17 protein-coding genes are annotated in these 20,988 nt (G+C 63.9%); 7 read left to right on the plus strand and 10 right to left on the minus strand.

The features are described 5' to 3' along the window. Positions 1–15 precede the first annotated feature (15 nt). Genes ACXAGF_RS14645 through ACXAGF_RS14660 form a run of 4 tightly spaced genes read right to left on the minus strand, consistent with a single transcriptional unit; the run spans position 16 to position 3,911 of the window. A complete protein-coding gene (locus ACXAGF_RS14645; protein WP_475018126.1) occupies positions 16–741 on the minus strand; it encodes an ABC transporter ATP-binding protein in 726 nt (241 codons plus the stop codon). Beyond that, positions 741–1,613 carry an ABC transporter ATP-binding protein gene (locus tag ACXAGF_RS14650; protein WP_475018127.1) on the minus strand — a complete coding sequence of 291 codons (873 nt, stop codon included), beginning with the start codon at positions 1,611–1,613 and terminating at the stop codon, positions 741–743. The genes ACXAGF_RS14645 and ACXAGF_RS14650 overlap by 1 nt, the downstream gene beginning before the upstream one ends. After that, the gene (gene livM, locus ACXAGF_RS14655; RefSeq protein WP_475018128.1) at positions 1,613–3,004 is read right to left on the minus strand and encodes a high-affinity branched-chain amino acid ABC transporter permease LivM; all 1,392 of its coding nucleotides are present in this window, start codon (positions 3,002–3,004) and stop codon (positions 1,613–1,615) included. The genes ACXAGF_RS14650 and livM overlap by 1 nt, the downstream gene beginning before the upstream one ends. Before the next feature lie 4 nt (positions 3,005–3,008). After that, positions 3,009–3,911, minus strand: a complete 903-nt coding sequence (locus ACXAGF_RS14660; RefSeq protein ID WP_475018129.1) for a branched-chain amino acid ABC transporter permease — start codon at positions 3,909–3,911, stop codon at positions 3,009–3,011. A 483-nt stretch (positions 3,912–4,394) separates the two neighbouring features. On the opposite strand from ACXAGF_RS14660, the gene cysQ reads away from it, so the two are divergent. The 5 genes from cysQ (at position 4,395) to ACXAGF_RS14685 (ending at position 9,596) form a co-directional block, all read left to right on the plus strand. Continuing rightward, positions 4,395–5,219 carry a 3'(2'),5'-bisphosphate nucleotidase CysQ gene (gene cysQ, locus ACXAGF_RS14665; protein WP_475018130.1) on the plus strand — a complete coding sequence of 275 codons (825 nt, stop codon included), beginning with the start codon at positions 4,395–4,397 and terminating at the stop codon, positions 5,217–5,219. 183 nt (positions 5,220–5,402) lie between these two features. After that, positions 5,403–6,812 (plus strand): KpsE/RkpR family capsule polysaccharide export protein, encoded by a 1,410-nt coding sequence (locus ACXAGF_RS14670; RefSeq protein WP_475018131.1) that lies wholly within the window; start codon positions 5,403–5,405, stop codon positions 6,810–6,812. A 33-nt stretch (positions 6,813–6,845) separates the two neighbouring features. Next, positions 6,846–7,640 (plus strand): ABC transporter permease, encoded by a 795-nt coding sequence (locus ACXAGF_RS14675; protein WP_475018132.1) that lies wholly within the window; start codon positions 6,846–6,848, stop codon positions 7,638–7,640. Continuing rightward, positions 7,637–8,302, plus strand: a complete 666-nt coding sequence (locus tag ACXAGF_RS14680; RefSeq protein WP_475018133.1) for an ABC transporter ATP-binding protein — start codon at positions 7,637–7,639, stop codon at positions 8,300–8,302. Before ACXAGF_RS14675 ends, ACXAGF_RS14680 begins: the two co-directional genes overlap by 4 nt. Positions 8,303–8,570: 268 nt before the next feature. Further along, on the plus strand, positions 8,571–9,596 hold the full coding sequence (locus ACXAGF_RS14685) for a DUF2793 domain-containing protein (RefSeq protein WP_475018134.1): 1,026 nt from the start codon (positions 8,571–8,573) through the stop codon (positions 9,594–9,596). Between the two features lie 87 nt (positions 9,597–9,683). On the opposite strand, the gene ACXAGF_RS14690 is transcribed toward ACXAGF_RS14685, so the two are convergent. From ACXAGF_RS14690 to ACXAGF_RS14715, 6 genes are all read right to left on the minus strand, one after another. After that, positions 9,684–11,078 carry a capsular polysaccharide export protein, LipB/KpsS family gene (locus ACXAGF_RS14690; RefSeq protein WP_475018135.1) on the minus strand — a complete coding sequence of 465 codons (1,395 nt, stop codon included), beginning with the start codon at positions 11,076–11,078 and terminating at the stop codon, positions 9,684–9,686. Between the two features lie 218 nt (positions 11,079–11,296). Beyond that, positions 11,297–13,324, minus strand: coding sequence for a capsular polysaccharide biosynthesis protein (locus ACXAGF_RS14695; protein WP_475018136.1), 2,028 nt, complete (start codon positions 13,322–13,324; stop codon positions 11,297–11,299). A 149-nt stretch (positions 13,325–13,473) separates the two neighbouring features. Beyond that, positions 13,474–14,694: a polysaccharide biosynthesis/export family protein gene (locus ACXAGF_RS14700; RefSeq protein WP_475018137.1), complete on the minus strand. Its 1,221-nt coding sequence runs from the start codon at positions 14,692–14,694 to the stop codon at positions 13,474–13,476. Positions 14,695–14,783: 89 nt separating this feature from the next. Continuing rightward, positions 14,784–15,029, minus strand: a complete 246-nt coding sequence (locus ACXAGF_RS14705) for a hypothetical protein (protein WP_475018138.1) — start codon at positions 15,027–15,029, stop codon at positions 14,784–14,786. A gap of 26 nt (positions 15,030–15,055) precedes the next feature. Beyond that, a complete protein-coding gene (locus ACXAGF_RS14710; protein ID WP_475018139.1) occupies positions 15,056–17,503 on the minus strand; it encodes a GcvT family protein in 2,448 nt (815 codons plus the stop codon). Between the two features lie 13 nt (positions 17,504–17,516). Next, positions 17,517–18,401 carry a choline/ethanolamine kinase family protein gene (locus ACXAGF_RS14715; RefSeq protein ID WP_475018140.1) on the minus strand — a complete coding sequence of 295 codons (885 nt, stop codon included), beginning with the start codon at positions 18,399–18,401 and terminating at the stop codon, positions 17,517–17,519. Positions 18,402–18,659: 258 nt separating this feature from the next. Between ACXAGF_RS14715 and ACXAGF_RS14720 the strand changes: the two genes are divergently transcribed. Together ACXAGF_RS14720 and ACXAGF_RS14725 are read left to right on the plus strand one after the other, a co-directional pair. Beyond that, positions 18,660–19,463, plus strand: coding sequence for a DeoR/GlpR family DNA-binding transcription regulator (locus ACXAGF_RS14720; RefSeq protein ID WP_475018141.1), 804 nt, complete (start codon positions 18,660–18,662; stop codon positions 19,461–19,463). 450 nt (positions 19,464–19,913) lie between these two features. Beyond that, entirely contained in the window at positions 19,914–20,867 is a 954-nt protein-coding gene (locus ACXAGF_RS14725) for a ring-cleaving dioxygenase (protein WP_475018142.1), read from the plus strand. Positions 20,868–20,988 lie beyond the last annotated feature (121 nt).

Here is a 20,988-nt window from a genome sequence, read left to right on the forward strand (position 1 = left end):
TCCCCTTGACCGTCGTCAGTGTCTTCCGCCTTCAAGATAGGCGGCGCGCACTTCCGGATCGGCCAGCAGTTCGTGGCCCGAACCGCTCATCGTCACCCGGCCGTTCACCATCACATAGCCGCGGTCCGACAGCTTCAGCGCGGCAAAAGCGTTCTGTTCGACCAGGAACACGGTCAGCCCCTGTTCCTTGTTCAGCACCTTGATGGCATCGAAGATCTGCTTGATGATCAGCGGCGCCAGGCCGAGCGACGGCTCGTCGAGAAGCAGGAGCTTCGGCCGGGCCATCAGTGCACGGCCGATCGACAGCATCTGTTGCTCGCCGCCCGACAGCGTACCGCCGCGCTGCGACTTGCGCTCCTTGAGCCGCGGGAACAACGCGAAGATCTTCTCGACGTCCTCGTCGAAGTACTTCAGGTTGTCGAGGCTCGCCCCCATCTGCAGGTTTTCGTAAACCGTCATGCGGGGAAAGATGCGCCGACCCTCCGGCGACTGCGCGATGCGCAGCCGAGCGATCTCATGGGTGGGCAGCTTGGTGATGTCCTGGCCGTCGAAGACGATCGATCCGGTGCGGGCCTGCGGGCTGCCGCAGATCGTCATCATCAACGTCGACTTGCCGGCGCCGTTGGCGCCGATGAGGCTGACGATCTCGCCGCGCTTGACCTCGACGTCGACGCCGGCGAGTGCACGGATGTTGCCGTAGTAGGTTTCAACCCCGTGAACCTTGAGAAGGGTCTCGCTCATCAGTGCTGCGCCCCCTCGCCTTCGATCTGCTCGATCACCTGTTCGACCTCTTCGTCTTCGACGCCCAGATAGGCCGCGATGACCTTCGGATCGTTCTTTACCTGATCGGGCGTGCCGTCGGAGATCTTCTGCCCGTATTCGAGCACGATGACATGGTCGGAGATTTCCATCACCACCGACATGTCGTGCTCGATCAGCAGGATCGACGTGCCCGTGTCCTTGCGGATGGACCGCAGCAGCTCGTTGAGCGCCAGCGACTCGCGCGGGTTGAGGCCGGCCGCCGGCTCGTCGAGGCAGAGGAACTCCGGCCCGGTGCACATGGCGCGGGCGATCTCGAGGCGGCGCTGCGCACCATAGGGCAGGTCGCCGGCCGGATCGTCGGCTCGGTCGAGCAGGTTCGCCTTTTCCAGCCAATGCTTGGCGACCTCCATCGACCGTTCCCTGGCCCGCCGGTAACCGGCGAAACCGAGAAGGCCGAGGATGGTATAGCCCGAGGCGCGCATCAGCATGTTGTGCTGGGCCACCAGCAGGTTTTCCAGCACCGTCAGGCCGGAGAACATGCGGATGTTCTGGAACGTGCGGGCGACCTTGGCGTCCTTCGTGATCTCGAAGTCGGGCATGCGCTCCAGCAGGAACTGCTTGCCGGACCGCTGGGTCATCGAGATCATGCCCATGGTCGGCTTGTAGAAGCCGGTGACGCAGTTGAACACGGTCGTCTTGCCGGCGCCGTTCGGGCCGATGAGGGCAGTGATGTCGCCGCGACGCGCCTCGAAGGACAGGTCGTTGATCGCCATCAGACCACCAAAGCGCATCGACAGATGCTCGACTTTGAGGATTGGATCGTTGTTCATCGTATTCGTCTCGGGGGCCATCAACCGTGCCCTTCCTTGGTGAAGCTGCCGGACACGGACTTGCGCTCGTGCAGGAACGCGGTCGGTTCACGGCTTCCGACGAAGCCGCGCGGCTTCCAGACCATGACCACGACCATGGCGAGGCCGAAGATCAGCATGCGGTAGAGCTCCGGCGTGAACTCCGGTCCGAAGATCGTCTTCAGGAAGGTCATCTCGCGCAACAGCTCCGTGCCGCCCACCATCACGGTTGCAGCGACCGCGATGCCGACAAGCGAGCCCATGCCGCCGAGCACGACGATCGCAAGGATGATCGCGGACTCGAGGAAGACGAAGGATTCCGGCGAGACGAAGCCCTGGCGGACCGCGAAGAAGGAGCCGGCAAAGCCGCCGAACATCGCCCCCGTGGCAAAGGCGGTGAGCTTGGTGGTCACCGTGTTGATGCCGAGTGACCGGCAGGCGATCTCGTCCTCGCGCAGCGCTTCCCAGGCGCGACCGATCGGCATGCGCCGAAGCCGGATCGTGACAAACGCCGTCAGCAGGGCCAGCGCCAGGATCACGTAGAACAGGAAGATCTTGTAGTAGGCCGACGACAACGGCAGGTCGAAGACCTTGGCGAAGTTGTTGTCGGCGCCGATGTCGAACGACCAGATTCCGAATACGCTGGCCTTCGGGATGCCCGAAATGCCGAACGTTCCCCGCGTCACCTCGGTCCAGTTGATCAGAACGAGGCGGATGATCTCACCGAAGGCGAGCGTCACGATGGCGAGGTAGTCACCCTTGAGCCGCAGCACCGGAAACCCGAGGATGATGCCCCAGAAGGCGGCGAGAATGCCGGCGAGCGGGAGCAGGATCCAGAACGAAAAGCCGAAATGTTGCGACAGGAGCGCATAGGAATAGGCGCCGACGGCATAGAAGGCGACGTAGCCCAGGTCGAGGAGACCGGCGAGGCCGACGACGATGTTGAGGCCCCATGCCAGCATGACGTAGATCAGGATCTGGATGCCGAAGTTGTCGACCCATTTGAGCGAGCCCTGGACGCCCACCAGCGCGACCGCGACCGGGGGCATCAGCACCAGCGCGAGAATCGCCAGCTTGCTGAAGTTGCGGGCAAGGAAGCTTTCCGGCGCGTCCTTCACCACCACCGCCGACTTGGCGGCCTTGCGGGCAGCCACCCAGGGCTGGACGTAGAGCACGCCGACGAACCGGCCGACAGCGGCCACGGCAACGAAGACCGCGAGCAGCCCCCAACGCTGGTTCAGCACCAGTTCGTTGCGGATGTTCTGGGTCGTCTCGAGACCGACAAACAGGACGAACAGGCCGAGGGCGATCAGGCCAGCAAAAAAGCCCTCGCGCAGAGCCTTCGCCGTCAGGCTGCTGCCGGCGCTCTCTTTCGAATAGGAGATGGTTGCCATGAAATTATACCTTCTCGACTTCCGGTCGCCCGAGGATGCCGGACGGCTTGAAGATCAGGACGATGGCGAGAATGGAAAACGTCGCGACGTCCTTGTAGTCGATCGTGAAATAGGCCGACCACAGCGACTCGATCAGGCCGATCAGAAGCCCGCCGATCACCGCGCCCGGCAGGGAGCCGATGCCGCCCAGAACAGCCGCGGTGAAGGCCTTGACGCCCGGAACGAAGCCGTCGGTAAAGACGATCACGCCATAGTACATCAGGTACATCGTGCCGGCGACGGCCGCCAGGGCAGCGCCCATCACAAAGGTGATGGAGATCGTGCGGTCGACGTCGATGCCGAGCAGGGCGGCCATCTTGCGGTCCTGCTCGGTGGCGCGCTGGGCGCGGCCGAGCGCCGTCTTGTTGACGATGTACCAGAACACCGCCAGCAGCACGACCGTCAGGACCATGATGAGGATCTGCTTCAGCGAGAGCGAGATGCCGAACACGTTGTAGACCGACGACACCATCGGCGGGATCGGCTTGTTGCGCGGACCCTGCGTGACCTGGATGAAGTTGGACAGAGTGATCGACATGCCGATCGCGGTAATCAGCGGCGCCAGCCGGAAGGAGCCACGCAACGGCCGGTAGGCCACCTTTTCGATCGTCCAGTTCCACAGCGACGCCGTCAACATCGCCGCGGCCATCATCACCAGAAGCAGAATTGCAACCGGCAGGCCGACGAAGATGCTGGTCAGGATCAGGAAGACGATAAGGGCAGCGAAGCCGCCGAGCATGAAGATATCGCCATGGGCGAAGTTGATCATGCCGATAATGCCGTAGACCATCGTGTAGCCGATGGCGATCAGGCCATAGATCGAGCCTAGAGTCAGCCCGTTGATGAGCTGCTGGACAAAATATTCCATTACCTATCCCCTGGATGCGCTCCCGTGGGGCCGCATCTCTTGTTATTTGAGCCTATTGGACAGGCCCTCGAATGGGGGGATTCCATACTGCTTTCCAATCAAAAGGGAAGCCTAAAATGTCGCACCTGACAAACTTCCTCGCCTTTTTAGTGGATTTGACGATTCCCTCGGCATAAAAGCCGGAAAAACAAGGTTTCGCGAAGGAAAAGCGCCGCCTTACCGCGGAATCCACCGACCTTCAGCTCGCGTGAGAGATGATGGCAGGCGGAGCCGTCGGCGACCGGGATCGGACGCGCGGCCGGTTTCGCGCGCGGATTGGGACGCGCCGCAATCCCAGCTTGCACCCGGCCGGCGGATCACCGCGCTCGTGACCATCGGCCTGGGTGAAAAACCGGCGGATCCGGGCCAATGTCCGACATCGCACTTGTGCGAGCGTGACGGATCGGCTTGAAGTCCACGCCCAAGACGCCATAGGAACGGTTCATGACTTTGCAGACACTCCCCGCGAACTTGCTCGACACCCTGGAGAAGGCCGCCCTCGATGCCGGCAAGGAAATTCTGGCGGTCTATCGGACCGGTCCGACGGTCTCGCTCAAGGACGACCGCTCGCCCGTCACCGAGGCCGACGAGCGCGCCGAGGCGATCATCCTGACGCAACTGCGCCGCGCCTTTCCCGACATCCCTGTGGTCGCCGAAGAATCGGTCGCGGCGGGGCGCGTGCCGGACATCCGCGGCCGCCGCTTCTTTCTGGTCGACCCTCTCGACGGCACCCGAGAGTTCATAGACCGCCGCGACGAATTCACGGTCAACATCGCCCTGATCGAAGACGGCGTGCCTGTCGCCGGCGTGGTATACGCCCCGGCGCTGAGCATTGCCTTTTCGGCCGCGGCGGGACGGGCGGAAAAGCTCGCCATCGGGCCCGACCTTACAATTGAGAATCGGCACGACATCGGCTGCAGATCCAGTGGCGCCGGACTGACGGCGGTCGTCAGCCGGTCGCACGGCGATCCGCAGACGGACGCCTTCATCGCGGAGCACGGCATCACCAGCAGGCAGTCGATCGGCTCCTCGCTCAAGTTCTGCCTGCTGGCGGAGGGCCTCGCGGACGTCTACCCGCGCTTCGGGCGCACGATGGAGTGGGATACCGCCGCGGGCGATGCCGTCTTGCGCGCGGCCGGCGGCAGCGTATCCCAGCCGAACGGATCGCCCTTCGTCTACGGCAAGACGGAGCAGGCGGAGGATGTCGATTTCGCCAATCCGCCCTTCATAGGATGGGCCAGTCGCAACGGCGGCGGGGCCACAAAATGACCCGAAAGAACGGCAACAAGGGACGCAGGCGGGGTTTTCGGCGACTGCTGGCCGGGGGCCATCGACAAATCGTCGGGCTCAAAGAGCGGGCCGGCAACCTTGTAACACCGCTACTGATCGCATAAACTGCCGTTCCATCAGGCAGTTAATCAGGCATAAGCATCCAGCAGCGAGAGTGTCGAAGTGAGCAAAGAACCTGCGCCCCAAGCACCGGTGCCGGAAGCTGAAACCCGCGATGTTTCGCAGGCCAACAACCTCCTGGACATCGCAAAGGCCCGCGTCATGCAGCGCGCCGAGCGTCAGAAGCAACGCCTGATCCGTGAAGCCTCCGACGCGGCCAGGACAAAGGTCAAGCGCGATCCTTTCGACGACGACGATGACGGCCTGCAGCCGGCAAGGCCGGTGCCCGGGAAGAACTTCTCGGCAAAGTCCATCTTCGAGATGCCCAAGCTTCCCAGCAGGAAAATCCGGAAGGTCAGCTGGACAACCATTTCCTTCTTTCTTGCCGTCATCGTCCCGACCATCTTCACCGGCCTGTACTTCGCCTTCGTCGCCAGCCCGCAATACGAGGTCGAAACGCAGTTCGCTGTGCGGGGCTCGAGCCAGAACTCGTTCAACGCACTCGGCCTCGGCACCCTGATGGGCACGGCCCCGCAGTCGGGCGATTCCTACATCGTCGCCGACTATATTCATTCGCAGCAGATCCTGCAGGACATAAACGATCAGTCCGGGCTCGATGTCCGCGAGGTATACGCCCAGGACGGCATAGACTTTCTCTACCGCAATGATGCCGCCGAGCCGCTTGATCAGTTCATCGACTACTGGCGCAACATGGTGAATGTCAGCTTCAATTCGACCACGGGCAACGTGACGCTGCAGGTCTATGCCTTCCGGCCGGAGGATGCCAAACAGATCACCGATGCCATCCTGCTGGTGTCAGAGAACCTCGTGAACCGCCTGTCCGAGGAATCCCGCAACCAATATCTCGACGTCATCAACAAGCAGGTCGACCGTACCGAGGGGCGCCTTTCCGACATCCGCGAGCAGATGTCAGTGTTGCGCCAGACGGAGCAGGCAATCGACCCCGCGGCCCTTGTAACGATGGAATCGAGCATCATCGGCTCGCTCGAACAGGAACTGGCCTCCACCCGCACGCGCTATAAGGCGCTGATGAACACGGTTAGCCGCGACGCGCCCTCGGCCAAGGTGCTGGAGCGGCGCATCATTGCGCTGGAGGCGCAGCTGGCGGAGCAGAAGGCGCGCGTCGGCCCCGGAACAGCCGTCAAGACCGGCCGCAATGCCGGCGTCGTGACCGAGAACGTCACCGATGTGATCGACCGGTTCACCAAGCTGACGATCGAGCAGGAGTTTGCGGTCAAGGCCTATTCGGCATCGCTCGCCGGTCTGGAGTCGGCACTGGTGGAGGCGCAGAAGCAGGAGCGCTTCTTCGCGACCTATGTGAGCCCGCGCCTTCCCGAGATCGCGATCTACCCCAGGCGCATTTTAAACACGATGCTCGGTTTCCTGGCGTTTTTCGCGGTCTGGCTAGTCGGATATTTCGCCTACAAGTCGATCAAGGACCATGCGATCTGATGCGCAAGCGCTAACGGAGACATCGGTTTCGCCATGCTTCTGACGGAAAAGACCTTCGGGTATGCGCTGAGGGAGAATGCGCGCGTTATCGCCGCGCTCGTCGTCCGCAGCAGCGTGACGCGCTTTGGCGAAAGCCGCATCGGCTATCTCTGGACGCTGGCCGAACCCTCCATCTACGTCGGTCTTTTCCTGAGCGCGCACGCGTTCATCCGGTCGTCGCTGCCCTTTGGCGACAGTGCTATGCTCTTTTTCCTCACCGGCATCATCGGCTTTAGGATGACCAATCTTCTGGCACGCAAGGCCGCGAACGGACTGTCGCACAACCAGGCGATGCTGACATACCCGCTTGTGAAGCCGCTGGACACGATCGTGGCGGCCTTCCTGCTGGAGATGATCATCTGGATGATCATCTGCACGCTGTTCATCTTCTTCATGCACGTCGGCCTTGAGCGCACGATTATCGTCTACCCGCTGGAGTTTGCCGCCAGCCTCCTGGCGATCGGCTACTTCGCCTTTTCCTTCGCCGTCTTCAACGCCGTCGTCGGTACGCTGGTGCCGCCCTGGGCGACCTTGCTCAAACACGTCAACATGCCGCTGATGCTGTCGTCCGGCGTCATCTTTGTCGCCTCGACGCTTCCGCCATCGGTGCTGGCGATCGTGTACTGGAACCCGTTCCTCCACTGCGTCGAGTGGTTCCGGTCGGCGACCTACCTCGACTATGTCAGCGTTCTCAACAGGACCTATTTGCTTTCGGTTTCAACGGGCCTTCTGGTCACCGGTCTCACGCTCGAGCGGCTGTACCGCAACAAACTGCTTGAGGCCGAATGATCGTCTTCGACAATGTAACCAAGGTTTTCAAGAACCCGCGCGGTGGCCGGAAGGTGATCCTTGAGAACTTTTCGGCGGCATTTCGTCCGGGCGTGAATGTCGGCATTCTCGGACGCAACGGCGCGGGCAAGTCGACACTGATGCGGCTGATCTCGGGCATCGACACGCCAACTTCCGGGCGCATCCTTCGCGAAGGAAAAATCTCCTGGCCGCTCGGCTTCAGGGGCGGCGTGCACGCCCGCCTGACCGGCGCGCAGAACACCCGGTTCATTGCCGACATCTATGGCAAGGATCGCGACGAGGTCCTGGAATTCGTCAAGGACTTCTCCGAACTCGGCTCCTATCTCGACATGCCGGTGCGAACCTACTCCGCCGGCATGTCGGCCCGCCTCGCCTTCGGTATCTGTATGGCGATCGGCTTCGAATACTATCTCATCGACGAGGTCATCGCCGTCGGCGACACGAACTTCAAGAAGAAGAGCAAGCGCGTGTTCGACGAGCGACGCGAGAACGCGACGCTGCTGCTCGTGTCCCACTCGTCCTCGCTGCTGCGGGCCTTCTGTCATGTGGGCGGCATCATCAAGGACGGGAAGATCACATTCTACGACGATATCGAGGAGGCGATCGCGGTCCACGAAGCCAACCTCGCAAGTGGAAAGTAGACGCAAAAGGGGACGGTTCCAGACGGAGTACAGAGACATATCGGCGCCTGCAACCTGTCCGTCACGCGACGTTCGACCCGACCCAAAAGCCTGCACGGAACAAAACGTCTCCTTCAATCAACAAGTTAAACGGACCGGATCGGCTGTCCGCGCCAACCGGCAGGGGTCGGCCCAGCCGCCCCTCCGCCGCATTTCCTGGCAGCCGGTTTTCCCCGACCTGGCGGACCGGCTCTATCCTGAGGACCGATGGCAACCTCAGGAGGCAGCAATGCAGGAGCAAACGACACGGCTGGGGCTTCCCTACATCCTTCCTTCCCAGGCGCAGAAGCACGTACCGCACAACGAGGCGCTGGATGCGCTCGACGGCATGGTCCAGCTGGCAATTGCCGGGATCCTGAACAGCCCGCCGCCGTCCCCCGCCGACGGGGTCTGTTTTGGCGTCGATGCCGAGCCGACCGGAGCTTGGAGCAATGCCGCGGGCAAGGTCGCGCAATGGCGCGACGGGACGTGGCACTTTGTGCAGCCCCACGAGGGCTGGCTTGCATGGTGTGTCGGCGAGCAGCGCTTGTATGTCCACGACGGCAGCCGGTGGCAACGTTTTGCCCAGATGCCGTGCCTGGGCGTCAATGCGACAGCGGACGAGACCAATCGGCTGACAGTCGCGTCAGAAGCAAGCCTTTTCACGCATGCGGGCGTCGACCACCGGCTGAAAATCAACAAGGCCACGTCCGGCGACACGGCCAGCCTGCTATTCCAGACCGGCTGGAGCGGGCACGCCGAATTGGGGCTCGCCGGCAGCAACGACTTCACCATCAAGGTGGCAAGCGGGGACGATTGGCGCGTCGCATTGAGCATCGGCGCGACCGGCCATGTGGCAACGCCCATGCGCCCTGCGGCCAGGGCCTGGCTGGCGGCGGGCATCATCACGCCCCCGACCGACAGCTTCATCGGCTTCACGAACACCGGTTTTGCCACCGGCGGCTTCGTACTGGGCGACGCAGTTCCAGCCGGCACAGGCAACCGGCTGATTGCTCCGGTGACCGCGCATTACCTCGTCAACCTCTGTGTCGTCCCCGCGACCGTGGCCTCGTGCAACTTCGAAGTCGTTGTCGACGGGGTCAGAACCGTGATCGGCACGGCATCGCTGTCCGGAGCGCCTACCGGCCGCAAGCTCTGCGTGAGCGGCATCGCGCCGATTGCCGAGGGCGAATGGATCGCCCTTCGCTATCAGGGCGGTGCGGCGGTTGATTTTGATTTCGACAAAACCGAGCTGTTTGTCGCGGCACTGACCTGACTTCGGGATACCACAGCCCGCGCCGTCTGCCGGAAACCGGTCCGTCTGGCCGTCAAATTCACCTCGTGCGCTTTCCTGCGTCCGGCGCTAGCCTTGCGCCGTGCCCAGGGCGCCTCTTCGAAAGGCGGCACTGACAACCCGGGCAGACGCCCGATCAGGTTCGGCGACCGGTCGGCGCGCGGCGGCCTCGATCAGCTTGTCCCGCAAGGCGTGGAGCGCGATCTCCATGCCTTCATAGGCATAGTAGTCGCCCTGCACGAGACACCGCTCGTGCAGCCACGACAGATAGCGGGCACGAACGTCGGCCGGTGCGACCTTGTTCCAGGTCCAGAAGCCGTCGAGATCGATCCCCTTGTTGACGCAATAGGCGAGATCCGGATGGCGATAGATCGCCTGGCCGAGCACGGCAAGGGGGATGCCATGCTGGATGGCGGAAAGGCCGGAAGTGCTGTTGATGGTAACCATGCCGGCCGAATGACGGGTGATCAGGCCGAGAGACCCGCCGTCGATGATGTGGACGCGATCGGCCACGTCGTTGAGCAGGCTCACCTGCCGAATGAACTGCCGGTCGCGGCTGTGGCCCCGTTCCATCGGGTGGATCTTGAACACCAGCTGGTGCGTCGCCGGTGCGTTGCGCGCGAACGAGACGATTGCCTTCAGGATCAGCTTTTGCGTATTCCAGCTTCCGGCCGCGCGTCCCAACTGGCTGTCGTCATGCACCTGCAGCGGAATGAGATAGTATTTCCGGTCGTAGTGCTCCAGCAGCCTCTCTATGCAGCGATAGTTGGCATTGAGGTTGCGGAACTTCCTGTAATAATTCTTGATCCAGTAAAACGCCTCGGAGACAAGCATCCGCTTGCGCTTGTGGAACAGCCTGCGTTCGCCCGCGGTCGAAAGCAGGTTCCGCAGCAGGAAATAGACGAGCGCGTAGGACGCCATGGCGCCGAACGACGAGGGATAGGCCACGCCCCGCGGGCGATCCGCCGGCCGCGAATAGTCCGCCGGGGGCAGCTTTCCGGCGATCGGCGAGCGCCAGTTGTTGCCGCCGAATTCGACCGTGATGTTGCCGGGACGAATATATCCTTCCTCGAGACAGATCACCGGCACGCCCAGCCTTTCGCAACAACCGATTGCGACACGGTGGATCTCTCGCTCGCAGCCGAACAGCACGACATAGTCGAACCCATGTTCGCCGATCATTTCCGACAGCCAGGCATTCCAGGCGTCCGCGGTCCCGGAGAAGCTCAGCGTCTTCTCGCGAAGGGCAAACAGCCTGTCTCCGACATTGAAGCACACGCGCCAGGCATCAAAGCCGCTCTCGTTCAAAAGAATCTGGGCCTTGCGAAAGAACGGTCCGACCGGCCCCTGAAGCAGCAGTATGCGCGGCACGCTCTTGACAGGAAGCGGATTACCCGGCTTGCGGCGCAAGTTGAGATAGATCAGCGGGGACGGCCTCACACTGGAGCGCTTTCCCGCGTGCACGCCGTTCTCTTTTGATCGATTCAGAGAATCGTTGTTGCTCGGCATGATGTTCCAGTGGACGTAAGATATGCGCTTGGATAGATTGCACCTTGCACGAAAGGCCAAATCTATCAACCGAGAAGAGACCAACTAGACTTTGTTATAGGCAACAATTTGGCCGGTGCGGTTTCTTTGCAACCAGACAAGGGCCTTTGTGCCCGGCGCGTCGCCGCGACGGATCATCCAAGCTTGCGGTCGCGCAACCTGACCGCGATCCTGTTTGCCGTGCGCGAAACACGCGCGACCGACCTTTCGGCGAGCGAGCGCGACTGCTTGCGCCCTGCGGCGATCTCCTGCACGAGGTCCTCGGGGCGGCATGGCATTCCGCTCAGCGGATGAACATAGAACGGATAGAGGATCAGCGTCGCGGCGACGAGCATCGAAAGATCCACCTGCCGCTTCCGCCTCTCGATCGGGTGGCGGTCATCCGTCAGCCCCCAGCCGGCGTAGAACGGCATGCCGTGAACGCCGACAGCCTTGCCGCGCAGAAGCGCCTCGAACCCCGCAAGCGACGTCATCGTTTCGATCCGGTCGGCCCAGCCGATCCAATGCATGATGTCGCCATCGCGGACGATCAGGTCGGCTCCGGTCGGTGCGGCGCCGCCGGAACGGATCCCGGCCACCACGTCCGGATGCTCCTTGAAGGCGACATAGGCATCGGGATAGAGGGCTCGCACCGCCGCCACCAGGGCTGCGTTCGACTTGATGCTGGGCGAGCCGAGGCGGATCGAGGCGTCCTTCTCCACCTGGCCCGGCACCAGGATCCTCACGCGTCCGGTCGCGACCTGCGGCAACGCCGCGGCGGTTCCGACGTTATATTTCGAGATACCGCGCTCGACCAGCATTTGGCGCAGCGACTCCGCGCGCCGCAGCAATGACGCATCGAATTCCGTGCCGGCGATCAGCCGCTCCAGTCCGCTGGGCTTGCGGGCGTCGTAGTAGGCCGTCTCGCCATCCAGCGCCACCGAAGAGGGCACAACCAGCGACACCCCGAGGCCCTTGGAGCGGATGAAGCCATCCTCGATCCGGATCGCCTCCCCTCCGGGCGGCAACGGCTTGTCCGAACCCCAGAGCGCAACGGTCCCGCCGATCGCCCTTGCCCTGCGCATGGCCAGGTCCGCGTTCCTGGCATGGAGGGGGGCCCCGCCCATTCCCTTCAGCAAGGGCGTCAGGGCCTTTCGTTTCCAGGGCGACAGGCCGCCGGTGACGATCCGCTTCGGCAAGCGGTGGCGCTGGTCCCGCACGGTGATCGCCTGCTCGATGGCATGCTCGATTTCGCAGTGGGACCGGTCGTGGAGGTCGAGATAGCTTGTGTATCGGACATAGGCTGCATCGAAGATCTGTTCGACGCTCGCCGGTGCGCGCGCCACCGGCGGCGCGATCCGATCGGTCGTGACGCCCCGGCCGGAATAGAAGGTCACACCGAAACAGTGAACGGGCTTTCCGGCCATCAGCGCCTCGAATCCGAGCTGGCTCGAGACCGTGTAGACCATGTCGGCCTCCTCCAGGAGCGGCCACGGGTTCATGGGCGCGGGCACGACGATATCGATGCCCATGCGCTGCGCCGCCTGGCGGATCAGGCTGCGGTCACCGGCGGCCGGATGCGTGCGCACGACGATCGTTTTTCCGGCATGGTGCTCGGCCGCGTGTTTCAGCATCTCGGCAAAGGTGCCGTCCTCGGCAAGCGCACCGGAAATGGAGGCATCTCCGGCAACCTGGTCCACGAGGAGAACGAAGGGGCGACCCGACGGGACCCCGGCCGCCCGCGTACCGATGATCGGCCCGTTGTTGTATTTCGACAGTCTGGCCTGGCGTATCGTCGCGATCAGGCGGCGGGCGCGCTCCAGCCCCCCCGAATCCGGCGTTGCGTTGTCTAGAAGCACCTGCAGGCGGCTGCTGCCGGTGGCATCGAAATAGATGCCCTTGTCATCGACGACGAACGAGTGCGAGGGCTCGTCACGCCCCGGCGCGAAGCTCTTGATGAAGCCATCCTCGAGCAGCAGCACCGGCTTTCCCGTGCGCCGGGAAAGGGCAGTCGCGCGCCGTGCCGATGGCCTCCACCCCCAGCCAACGAACGCATCGACGCGGGCGGGATTGCAGAGCGGCCAGAAGACCACTTCGGCATCGAGCAATCGTGACAGGTCGTCCCGGATCCGCCAGAGGCCGGTGGAAGTGACGGCATAGGTCCTGCGTTGTCCGTCGCCCACGATGGTCCGATCCCGCTTTCGCTCGCCCGCCGATCGCCCGGATTACGATGGATGGCAACTGCCGCCGTCTAGCACGGGACGCCGGCCATTGGCAAAGCCTGAGCGGGCCCGACGGGCGCCTTCCTTGCTCCAAGCCGTCCCCTCGTCCGTCAGTTTCCGAACGTGCGGTTGGCGATGTTGGTCGTCGAGACCGTGCCGCTGACGATGGAGACGAACCGCCCGAAGTCGGAGGACGGATGACGTGACAGATAGACGACGTCGTGGTTCCGCACCGGGAAGGACTGGGCCACGATGAAGCTCTGCGCCTGAGCCAGATCCAGCCTGTAGATGATCGGGTAGCGTCCCTGGCCGTCGGACATCATCCCCTTGGCGAGCAGGTCGCGGAACCGGTCGTCGCCGACGACGTTGCGGTAGACGCTCTCGACCTCGTAGCGGAACACGAAGTAGCCCTTCGGATCGGCCGTGGTGAGATTGCCGCCGCCCGCCAGCGCTGCTGCCTCGATGAGGCTGAGCTTGCTCGCCTCGAACGGTATCTTGCCGGTCAGCTTGGTCTGGCCGAGTGCGGAGAAAGTCTGCGGATCATAGTCCACGAAGATCCGGTCGCCCGGTCGGACGATGATGTCTTCCTTCGGATTGTCGACGATCGTCTGCAGCAGGACGGTTCCCGAGCGTGAACCGCGCTTGAGCGTAACGTAGGTGTCGTAGGCCGGCTTGGCTGGACCGCCGGCGAACGCAAGGATTTCACTGAGATGCTGGGCCTCGAGCCCGAGCGGAATTACCGACGAGCGATTGACGGCGCCCTGTACGGAAACGGCCCGCGACTCGTTGCCGGCCATCGATACGAGCACGTCCGGCTCGACGGCCTTGGCCTTCAACGCCTCGACGATGGTGGCGCGCGCCGTCTCCAGCGTCATGCCGGCAAAGCGCACCGATCCCACATAGGGAATCTGGCCGCGACCGTCCGGCTGCACGACCACCGGGATCGTGGTGGATTTGCTGTCCGTCGTGGAGAACAGGCCGTCAGGGCCGGCTTCGAAGATGGTCACCTGGAGCTTGTCGCCGACGCCGATCACCGGGACGCCGCCGGCGCCACCGAAGCCGAACGTCCGCGCCAGGCTCGGCGAGCCGAGCGCCTTCACGCTGTTGGCCACGCGCTGGTCGATGTCGACGACGTCGAAGACGAGCTTGCTCTGCGGAATCTTGTAGGAACTGCCGCCGGTCGCCGCCGATTCGACGACCTGGCTGGTGAGTGGACCATCGCTGGGCACCAGGCAACCGGAAAGGGTCAGGATTGCCGCCCCGGCGGCAAGGCGCGCCAAAACCCCAGCAACCCTCGTTGCCGAGTTGTGGATGCCTTCACTCTTATTCATCACACTGCAATTCCTCTCGCCGCAGCCTCTCGAGGCACGACGCCGATACCGGACAAGGTCCGCACCATCAAACGCGTCGATGGAAATGGTCAATGTCCCACCACGATCTGTCCCTGGGACAGAGCCATCCACGGGCCCTCCGCCCCATCACCATGCGGCAAATCCCTTGCACATTCGTTACGCCAAGAAAAGCCGATTTGCGGGCGGCCCACTAAAATAGTGCTTTTGAAGGATAATTTCGAAATGGGTGCGATAAAAAGAGCGCATCTCGGCACCTCATCGGCAAGATCGCGCCATGCTTCTGCCGTCACCTTTCCAAGAATCACCGGTGCCATGCGGCGGATGGCTCGGCCCCGGCCGATCACCCCCGCACGCGGCTGCCGGTCGGGTCGTAGAGCGGCGCCAAATGCGGCGTGCACGGGACGCGTTCCCCGGCAACGTCAAGCTCGTAACGCCCGGACAGTACATACTCCGCATCGACGCCGTCCCGGTTGCGAACATAGCCATGGCCGATCGGCCGGCCGATCGTATGACCGAAGCCGCCGCTCGTCAGCCACCCCGCCCGCTCACCGTTGCGATAGATGGTCTCACGCCCCAGCAGCACGATCTGCGGATCGTCCGGCACGAAGCTGGCGAGCAGTTTGCGCACACCCTCGGCAAGCTGGCGCTCGACCGCGCCACGCCCGCGGAAATCGACGGCCGAGCCGCTCTTCACGGCCCATGCGAGACCGGCCTCGACCGGCGTGTGGTCCGGGCCGATGTCCGAGCCCCAGGCACGATAGCCCTTTTCGAGGCGGCAGCTCTCGAGCGCGCGATAGCCGGCATTGGCGATACCGGCGCCGCGGCCCGCCCGCATCAGCGCATCGTAGACCGCCGCCGCGTCCGCCACCGGCATGTGCAACTCCCAGCCGAGTTCGCCGACATAGGTAATGCGCATCGCGCGAACGGCGCGGCCGGCGACCGTGATCGGCCGGACGCTGGCAAACGGGAAGCCCGCATTCGACACGTCGTCGCTCGTCACCTCCTGCAGGACCGAGCGGGACCTCGGGCCCATCAGCACCAGCACGGCCCATCGGTCGGTGACGTCCTCAAGCGTTGCGTCCAGACCCGCCGGCAGGTTTCGCGCGATCCAGTCGAAGTCATGGACGGCAAAGCCGGTCCCCGTGACGATATAGTATTCGTCGTCGGTCAGACGTGCGGCGGTCAGGTCGCACTCGATGCCGCCATGGTCGTTCAGCATCTGCGTGTAGATGACCGAACCCGGCCGGCGCGCCACATTGTTGGAAGCGATCCACGACAGGGCCCGTTCCGCATCCCTCCCCTTCAGCGTGAACTTTGCGAACGAGGTCTGGTCGAAGATCACCGCGGCCTCGCGCACGGCCAGGTGCTCGCGCGCGGTGGCGGAAAACCAGTTGGGACGGCCAAATGTATAGACGTCCTGCGGCGCCTCGCCCGCGGCAAGGTCGGCAAACCAGTTCGGCCGCTCCCATCCGAGCTTCTCGCCGAAGCAGGCTCCTTGCGCCTTCAGCCGCTCGTATAGCGGCGAACACCGGAACGGACGCCCGCTGGCGTGCTCCTCGGAGGGCCAGGCCATGGTGTAGTGCTTGCCATAGGCCTCGACCGTGCGCTTGCTGATCCAGTCGGAATCGAAATGGGGCCTGCCGAAACGGCGAATGTCGACCGGCCAGAGGTCGAAAGGCGGCTCGCCCTTGGCGACCCATTCGGCGAGCGCCATCCCGGCACCGCCGCCGGAGGCGATGCCGAAGGCGTTGAAGCCGGCGCCGATGAAGAAGTTCCGCAGCCCCGGCGCTTCGCCAAGGATGAAGTTTCCGTCGGGCGTGAAGCTTTCCGGCCCGTTCAGCAGCTGCTTGACGCCCGCCGTCTCGAGTGCCGGCACGCGCCCGAGCGCCAGCGCCATGATCTGCTCGAAACGTTCGAGATCCGGATTGAGCAGGCTGTAGTGGAAGCCTTCGGGGATGCCGTCCACGGCCCACGGCGCCGGATTCGGCTCGTAGCCGCCCATCACCAGTCCCCCGACCTCCTCCTTGTAGTAGGTCAGCCGGTCCGGATCCCGAAGTGTCGGCAGGCCGGACGGAACGCCGAAGGCTTCGGTGATCAGATACTGGTGCTCCATCGGCACCAACGGCACGTTGACGCCGAAGCGGGCCGCGAAGGCCCGCGTCCACTGCCCGGCGCAAACCACCACCCGTTCGCAGCGGATCCTGCCTTGCGCCGTGACGACGGCACGGATGCGGCCGTCCTCGATCTCGAGATCGGTGACTTCCGTATCCTCGAAGATTGCGGCACCGGCCATCGTCGCCCCGCGCGCCAGGGCCTGGGTTATGTCCGAGGGGTTGGCCTGGCCGTCGGTCGGAAGGAAGGCGGCGCCGACAAGGTCGTCGATGGCCATCAGCGGCCACAGGGCCTGCGCCTCCCTCGGCGTCAGCAGTTCCATCTCCAGTCCGAAGGAGCGCGCCGTCGTTGCCTGTCGCCGGACCTCGGTCCAGCGCTCCTCGTTGCAGGCAAGGCGTAGCCCGCCGTTCATCTTCCAGCCGGTCCCGAGCCCGGTCTCGGCCTCAAGCGTCCTGTACAGATCGACCGAGTAACCGAGCAGCTGGGTGATGTTGGCGCTGCTGCGCAGTTGGCCGACCAGGCCGGCGGCATGGAAGGTCGTGCCCGACGTCAGCTTCTTGCGCTCGAGCAGGACGGTATCGGTCCAGCCGAGTTTCGCCAGATGGTATGCCGTCGAACAGCCGATGATGCCGCCGCCGATGACGACGGCCCGCGCGCCCGTTGGGAGCTCCTTCATATGCTAGCGCTCCTCATGCCCCGGACTGCCGGAAATGGTCATAGGCCCGTTCGAAACGGGCGAGATTGTCGGCCGTGTAGGCGGCGTAGTTGAAATCGATGGTCGAATGGAGCTCGGACACCATGCTCCACATGGTCTCGCGCAGCAGCGAGGCGCACTTCATCGCCTGATAGCGCCGCCACAGGTCGCCGCTGGCCGGCTGCTCGAAATAGGTCTCGAGCAGCCACTGCTCCTGGATCTCGCTGAGTTCGTTGTTGGAGGCGAGCCCGCCGAGGTCGAAGAGCGGGGTGTTGTAGCCGGCGTAGTCCCAGTCGACCAGCCACAGCCGGTTGCCGTCGTCCAGGAAATTCGCGGCAAGAAGGTCGTTGTGGCCGAATACGATCTCGTAGGGGCCCGCGGCCGTCTCCAGGACCCGCGACACCTTCAAGAGATCCTTCAGCCGGGAAAAGTAGGGACTGCCGGCCTCGGTGAGGGTCGCCGCGTAATCCTCGATCACGTGGAAGGCCCAGAAGATCGTGGCGCTGCCGCGGTAGTGGCGGCCGGTTGTGCGGTGGCAGGTCCGCACCAGCGGGACGATCCGCTCGAGATAGGCGGTGGACCGCACGTCCTGCGGGGTCAGCGTCCGGCCGCTAACATAGTCGAGCACGAGCACGCCCGGCTGGTGGTGCACGACCGCCGGAGAGATCCCGGCGGCGTGGGCGGCGCGACTTGCGGCAACCTCGTTGTGACGACTGATCTGATGGACGGGAATGTCGTCTCCCAGTCGCACGACATAGGTCCGCCCCTCGTCGTCGACCCGGTAGTTCCGATTGGTGATCCCCCCCTTCAGGACGGCGATCTCCGGCTCGCCGCTCCAAAGAGGCAGCGAACGGATTGTCTCCAGCGCCGCCAAGTCCATTTCTGCTCGCTTCCCCGGCGCGCCCGTCCGGCCCGCTCATTTTTTTCGAAGTTTCCGCACACACCGTTGGCTGTCAAGGAATTTCCACAAATTCTAACATTGCCATGGCTTTTTGTTGTAAAATATGACTGAACTTGACGACGTGGCGTGGCTACTTTGGGCTTTCTGGGACCTCGCTCCCGACCCCGCAGCCGCAAAGCACGGCATTCACCGGAGCCGCCGGATCGGGCGTCGGCCGGACGGCAGAAGGGGGGACGAATGGACACGACGGCGAGCACACCCACGTTATCCAACCACCGCGAGCGTGAGATCCTGGACGAGTTGCGGCTTGCCGGCGGCTCGAGCCGCATTCAGTTCCTTGCCGAACGCCTCGGCGTATCCGAGGAGACGATCCGCCGCAACATTCGCACCCTCGAGGCGAGCGGCCTCGTCACCAAGGTTCACGGCGGCGTTCACATCACGGACAGCGTCACGGAGCAGCCGCTGCATTTTCGCATGAACGTCAACCCGGAGCCGAAGCGCCTGATCGCAGCAAAGGTTGCCACGATGATCAAGAACGGCGACAGCCTGTTCCTCGACATCGGCTCGACCACGGCCTTCATTGCCGTTGCCCTGCAGAAGCACCATGACCTCTTCATCGTCACCAATTCGCTTTCCGTCGCGCACACGCTGGCCACACGCAACAACAACCGCGTCTATTTCGCCGGCGGCGAGTTGCGCGCCCATGACGCCGGCACCTTCGGCATCGAGGCGATCACATACATCGAGCGCTTCAACCTGCAGCATGCCATTCTATCGGTGACGGCGGTCAACGCGCGCTCCGGCTTCATGCTGCAGGACATGCAGGAGGCAGACATCTCCCGCGTCGCCGCGCGCCGGGCGCAGAACCGCATCATCGTCGCCGACGCACAGAAATTCGGTCGCTCGGCGCCGATCACGATCGCCGCGCCCGACACCTACGACATGCTTGTCACCGATGCGGAACCGCCGGCGGACGTCCGCCGCATGCTCGACCAGAACGACGTCAGGCTCGTCCTGGCACACAGCCGCGACGACGTCTGAGGTGGGCTCGGCCGTCGCCACCAGGGGCCGGCAAGACAGAAATGCCGCCGCCAGGGCCGGAGCTTGGGCTCGCGGGCGCTGGACGACGGCATTGCCGGAGCGATCTTCGTGGACGCTTCTCTATTGGCCCCCTCTGGACCAACTGATTGCAAGCAGGAAACGTGCCAACCCCGGAATGTGCCGTTCTCAGGCGGTCGCGGCGCGAGGCGGCTGAAACCTTGCCCGCCGCGCCCAATAAGCCGGCAGCATCGATGCTCGTTCTTGTGCAACGCACAAAATATGCGCAGCATTTTGCATCGCTGCAGACAAGGCTTTATGTCGCGCGGCATTCGTTCAACAATGCAGCACTGAGCGTTCTCTGTGTGCCGTCTTTATGGGAGGCCGGCAGGAGGCGATATAGCGGTGAACAGACGTATCGTTCAGATCGCCTCACGAAGGCAGGAGACCCCGATGACCATGCAACTGACTGGCATCCACCACCTTACCGCCATCACCGCCAATGCGCCGGAGAACCTGCGCTTCTACACCCGGACCCTCGGTCTGCGGCTGGTAAAGAAAACCGTGAACCAGGACGACACCAGCGCCTACCACCTGTTCTACGCGGACGGTCTGGCCTCGCCGGGCACGGACCTGACGTTCTTCGACTGGCCCGTTGCCCGCGAGCGTCGCGGCACCCACAGCGTCACCCGCACCGGCCTGCGCGTCGGCAGCCTCGAGACGCTGCAATGGTGGAAGGCGCGCTTCGACGAGCTGAAGGTGAAGGCCGGGGAGGTCCGTGCGGTCGGCGGCCGCCAGACGCTCGATTTCGAAGACGGCGAGGGCCAGCGTTTCCGGCTCACCGTCGACGACAGCGGCGCCCCGTCCCACCCCTGGGAAAAGAGCCCGGTTCCGGCCGAGCATCAGATCAAGGGGCTTGGCCCGATCACGATGAGCGTGCCCGACATCGCCAACACCGAAGTTGTGCTTGAGCACGTGATGAACATGCAGAGGACGTCGACCTACCCCTCGCCCGACGGCACGGGCGAGGTGCACGTGTTCTCCATGGGCGAAGGCGGACCGGCGGCGGAGCTGCACGTCGCGGTCGAGCCGGACCTGCCGGCCGCCCACCAGGGTGCCGGCGCCGTTCACCACGTCGCCTTCCGCGTGCCAGACATCGAGGCGTTGCACGCCTGGACCGAACGCATCCGCGGCTTCCGCGTCCCCTCCAGCGGCGAGGTCGAACGCTACTACTTCCGCTCGCTCTATTTCCGCGAGCCGAACGGCGTACTGTTCGAACTGGCGACCGACGGTCCGGGCTTCGCCGTCGACGAGCCGCTGGACAGCCTCGGCGAGACGCTGTCCCTGCCGCCCTTCCTCGAGCCGCGACGCGAACAGATCGAGGCCAAGCTGAAGCCGCTGACCTGACGACGCGCCGCCGCGGGACAGCGCAAACACCCATGCGCCGAACGTCCCCGGCAGGAACATTGCGTTCCTGCCGGGGTTTTCGTGTCATGATCGAAACCAACTGTCGCGCGTGACGGGTGTT

It is taken from the genome of Mycoplana sp. ABR4_002, from assembly GCF_056159645.1.

What these genes read in the sequence shown, in the direction of transcription:
- ACXAGF_RS14645 (WP_475018126.1), bottom strand. Translation starts at nt 741, where the DNA reads ATGAGCGAGACCCTTCTCAAGGTTCACGGGGTTGAAACCTACTACGGC.
- ACXAGF_RS14650 (WP_475018127.1), bottom strand. Translation starts at nt 1,613, where the DNA reads ATGGCCCCCGAGACGAATACGATGAACAACGATCCAATCCTCAAAGTC.
- livM (WP_475018128.1), bottom strand. Translation starts at nt 3,004, where the DNA reads ATGGCAACCATCTCCTATTCGAAAGAGAGCGCCGGCAGCAGCCTGACG.
- ACXAGF_RS14660 (WP_475018129.1), bottom strand. Translation starts at nt 3,911, where the DNA reads ATGGAATATTTTGTCCAGCAGCTCATCAACGGGCTGACTCTAGGCTCG.
- cysQ (WP_475018130.1), top strand. Translation starts at nt 4,395, where the DNA reads ATGACTTTGCAGACACTCCCCGCGAACTTGCTCGACACCCTGGAGAAG.
- ACXAGF_RS14675 (WP_475018132.1), top strand. Translation starts at nt 6,846, where the DNA reads ATGCTTCTGACGGAAAAGACCTTCGGGTATGCGCTGAGGGAGAATGCG.
- ACXAGF_RS14680 (WP_475018133.1), top strand. Translation starts at nt 7,637, where the DNA reads ATGATCGTCTTCGACAATGTAACCAAGGTTTTCAAGAACCCGCGCGGT.
- ACXAGF_RS14685 (WP_475018134.1), top strand. Translation starts at nt 8,571, where the DNA reads ATGCAGGAGCAAACGACACGGCTGGGGCTTCCCTACATCCTTCCTTCC.
- ACXAGF_RS14700 (WP_475018137.1), bottom strand. Translation starts at nt 14,694, where the DNA reads ATGAATAAGAGTGAAGGCATCCACAACTCGGCAACGAGGGTTGCTGGG.
- ACXAGF_RS14705 (WP_475018138.1), bottom strand. Translation starts at nt 15,029, where the DNA reads ATGGCACCGGTGATTCTTGGAAAGGTGACGGCAGAAGCATGGCGCGAT.
- ACXAGF_RS14710 (WP_475018139.1), bottom strand. Translation starts at nt 17,503, where the DNA reads ATGAAGGAGCTCCCAACGGGCGCGCGGGCCGTCGTCATCGGCGGCGGC.
- ACXAGF_RS14715 (WP_475018140.1), bottom strand. Translation starts at nt 18,401, where the DNA reads ATGGACTTGGCGGCGCTGGAGACAATCCGTTCGCTGCCTCTTTGGAGC.
- ACXAGF_RS14720 (WP_475018141.1), top strand. Translation starts at nt 18,660, where the DNA reads ATGGACACGACGGCGAGCACACCCACGTTATCCAACCACCGCGAGCGT.
- ACXAGF_RS14725 (WP_475018142.1), top strand. Translation starts at nt 19,914, where the DNA reads ATGACCATGCAACTGACTGGCATCCACCACCTTACCGCCATCACCGCC.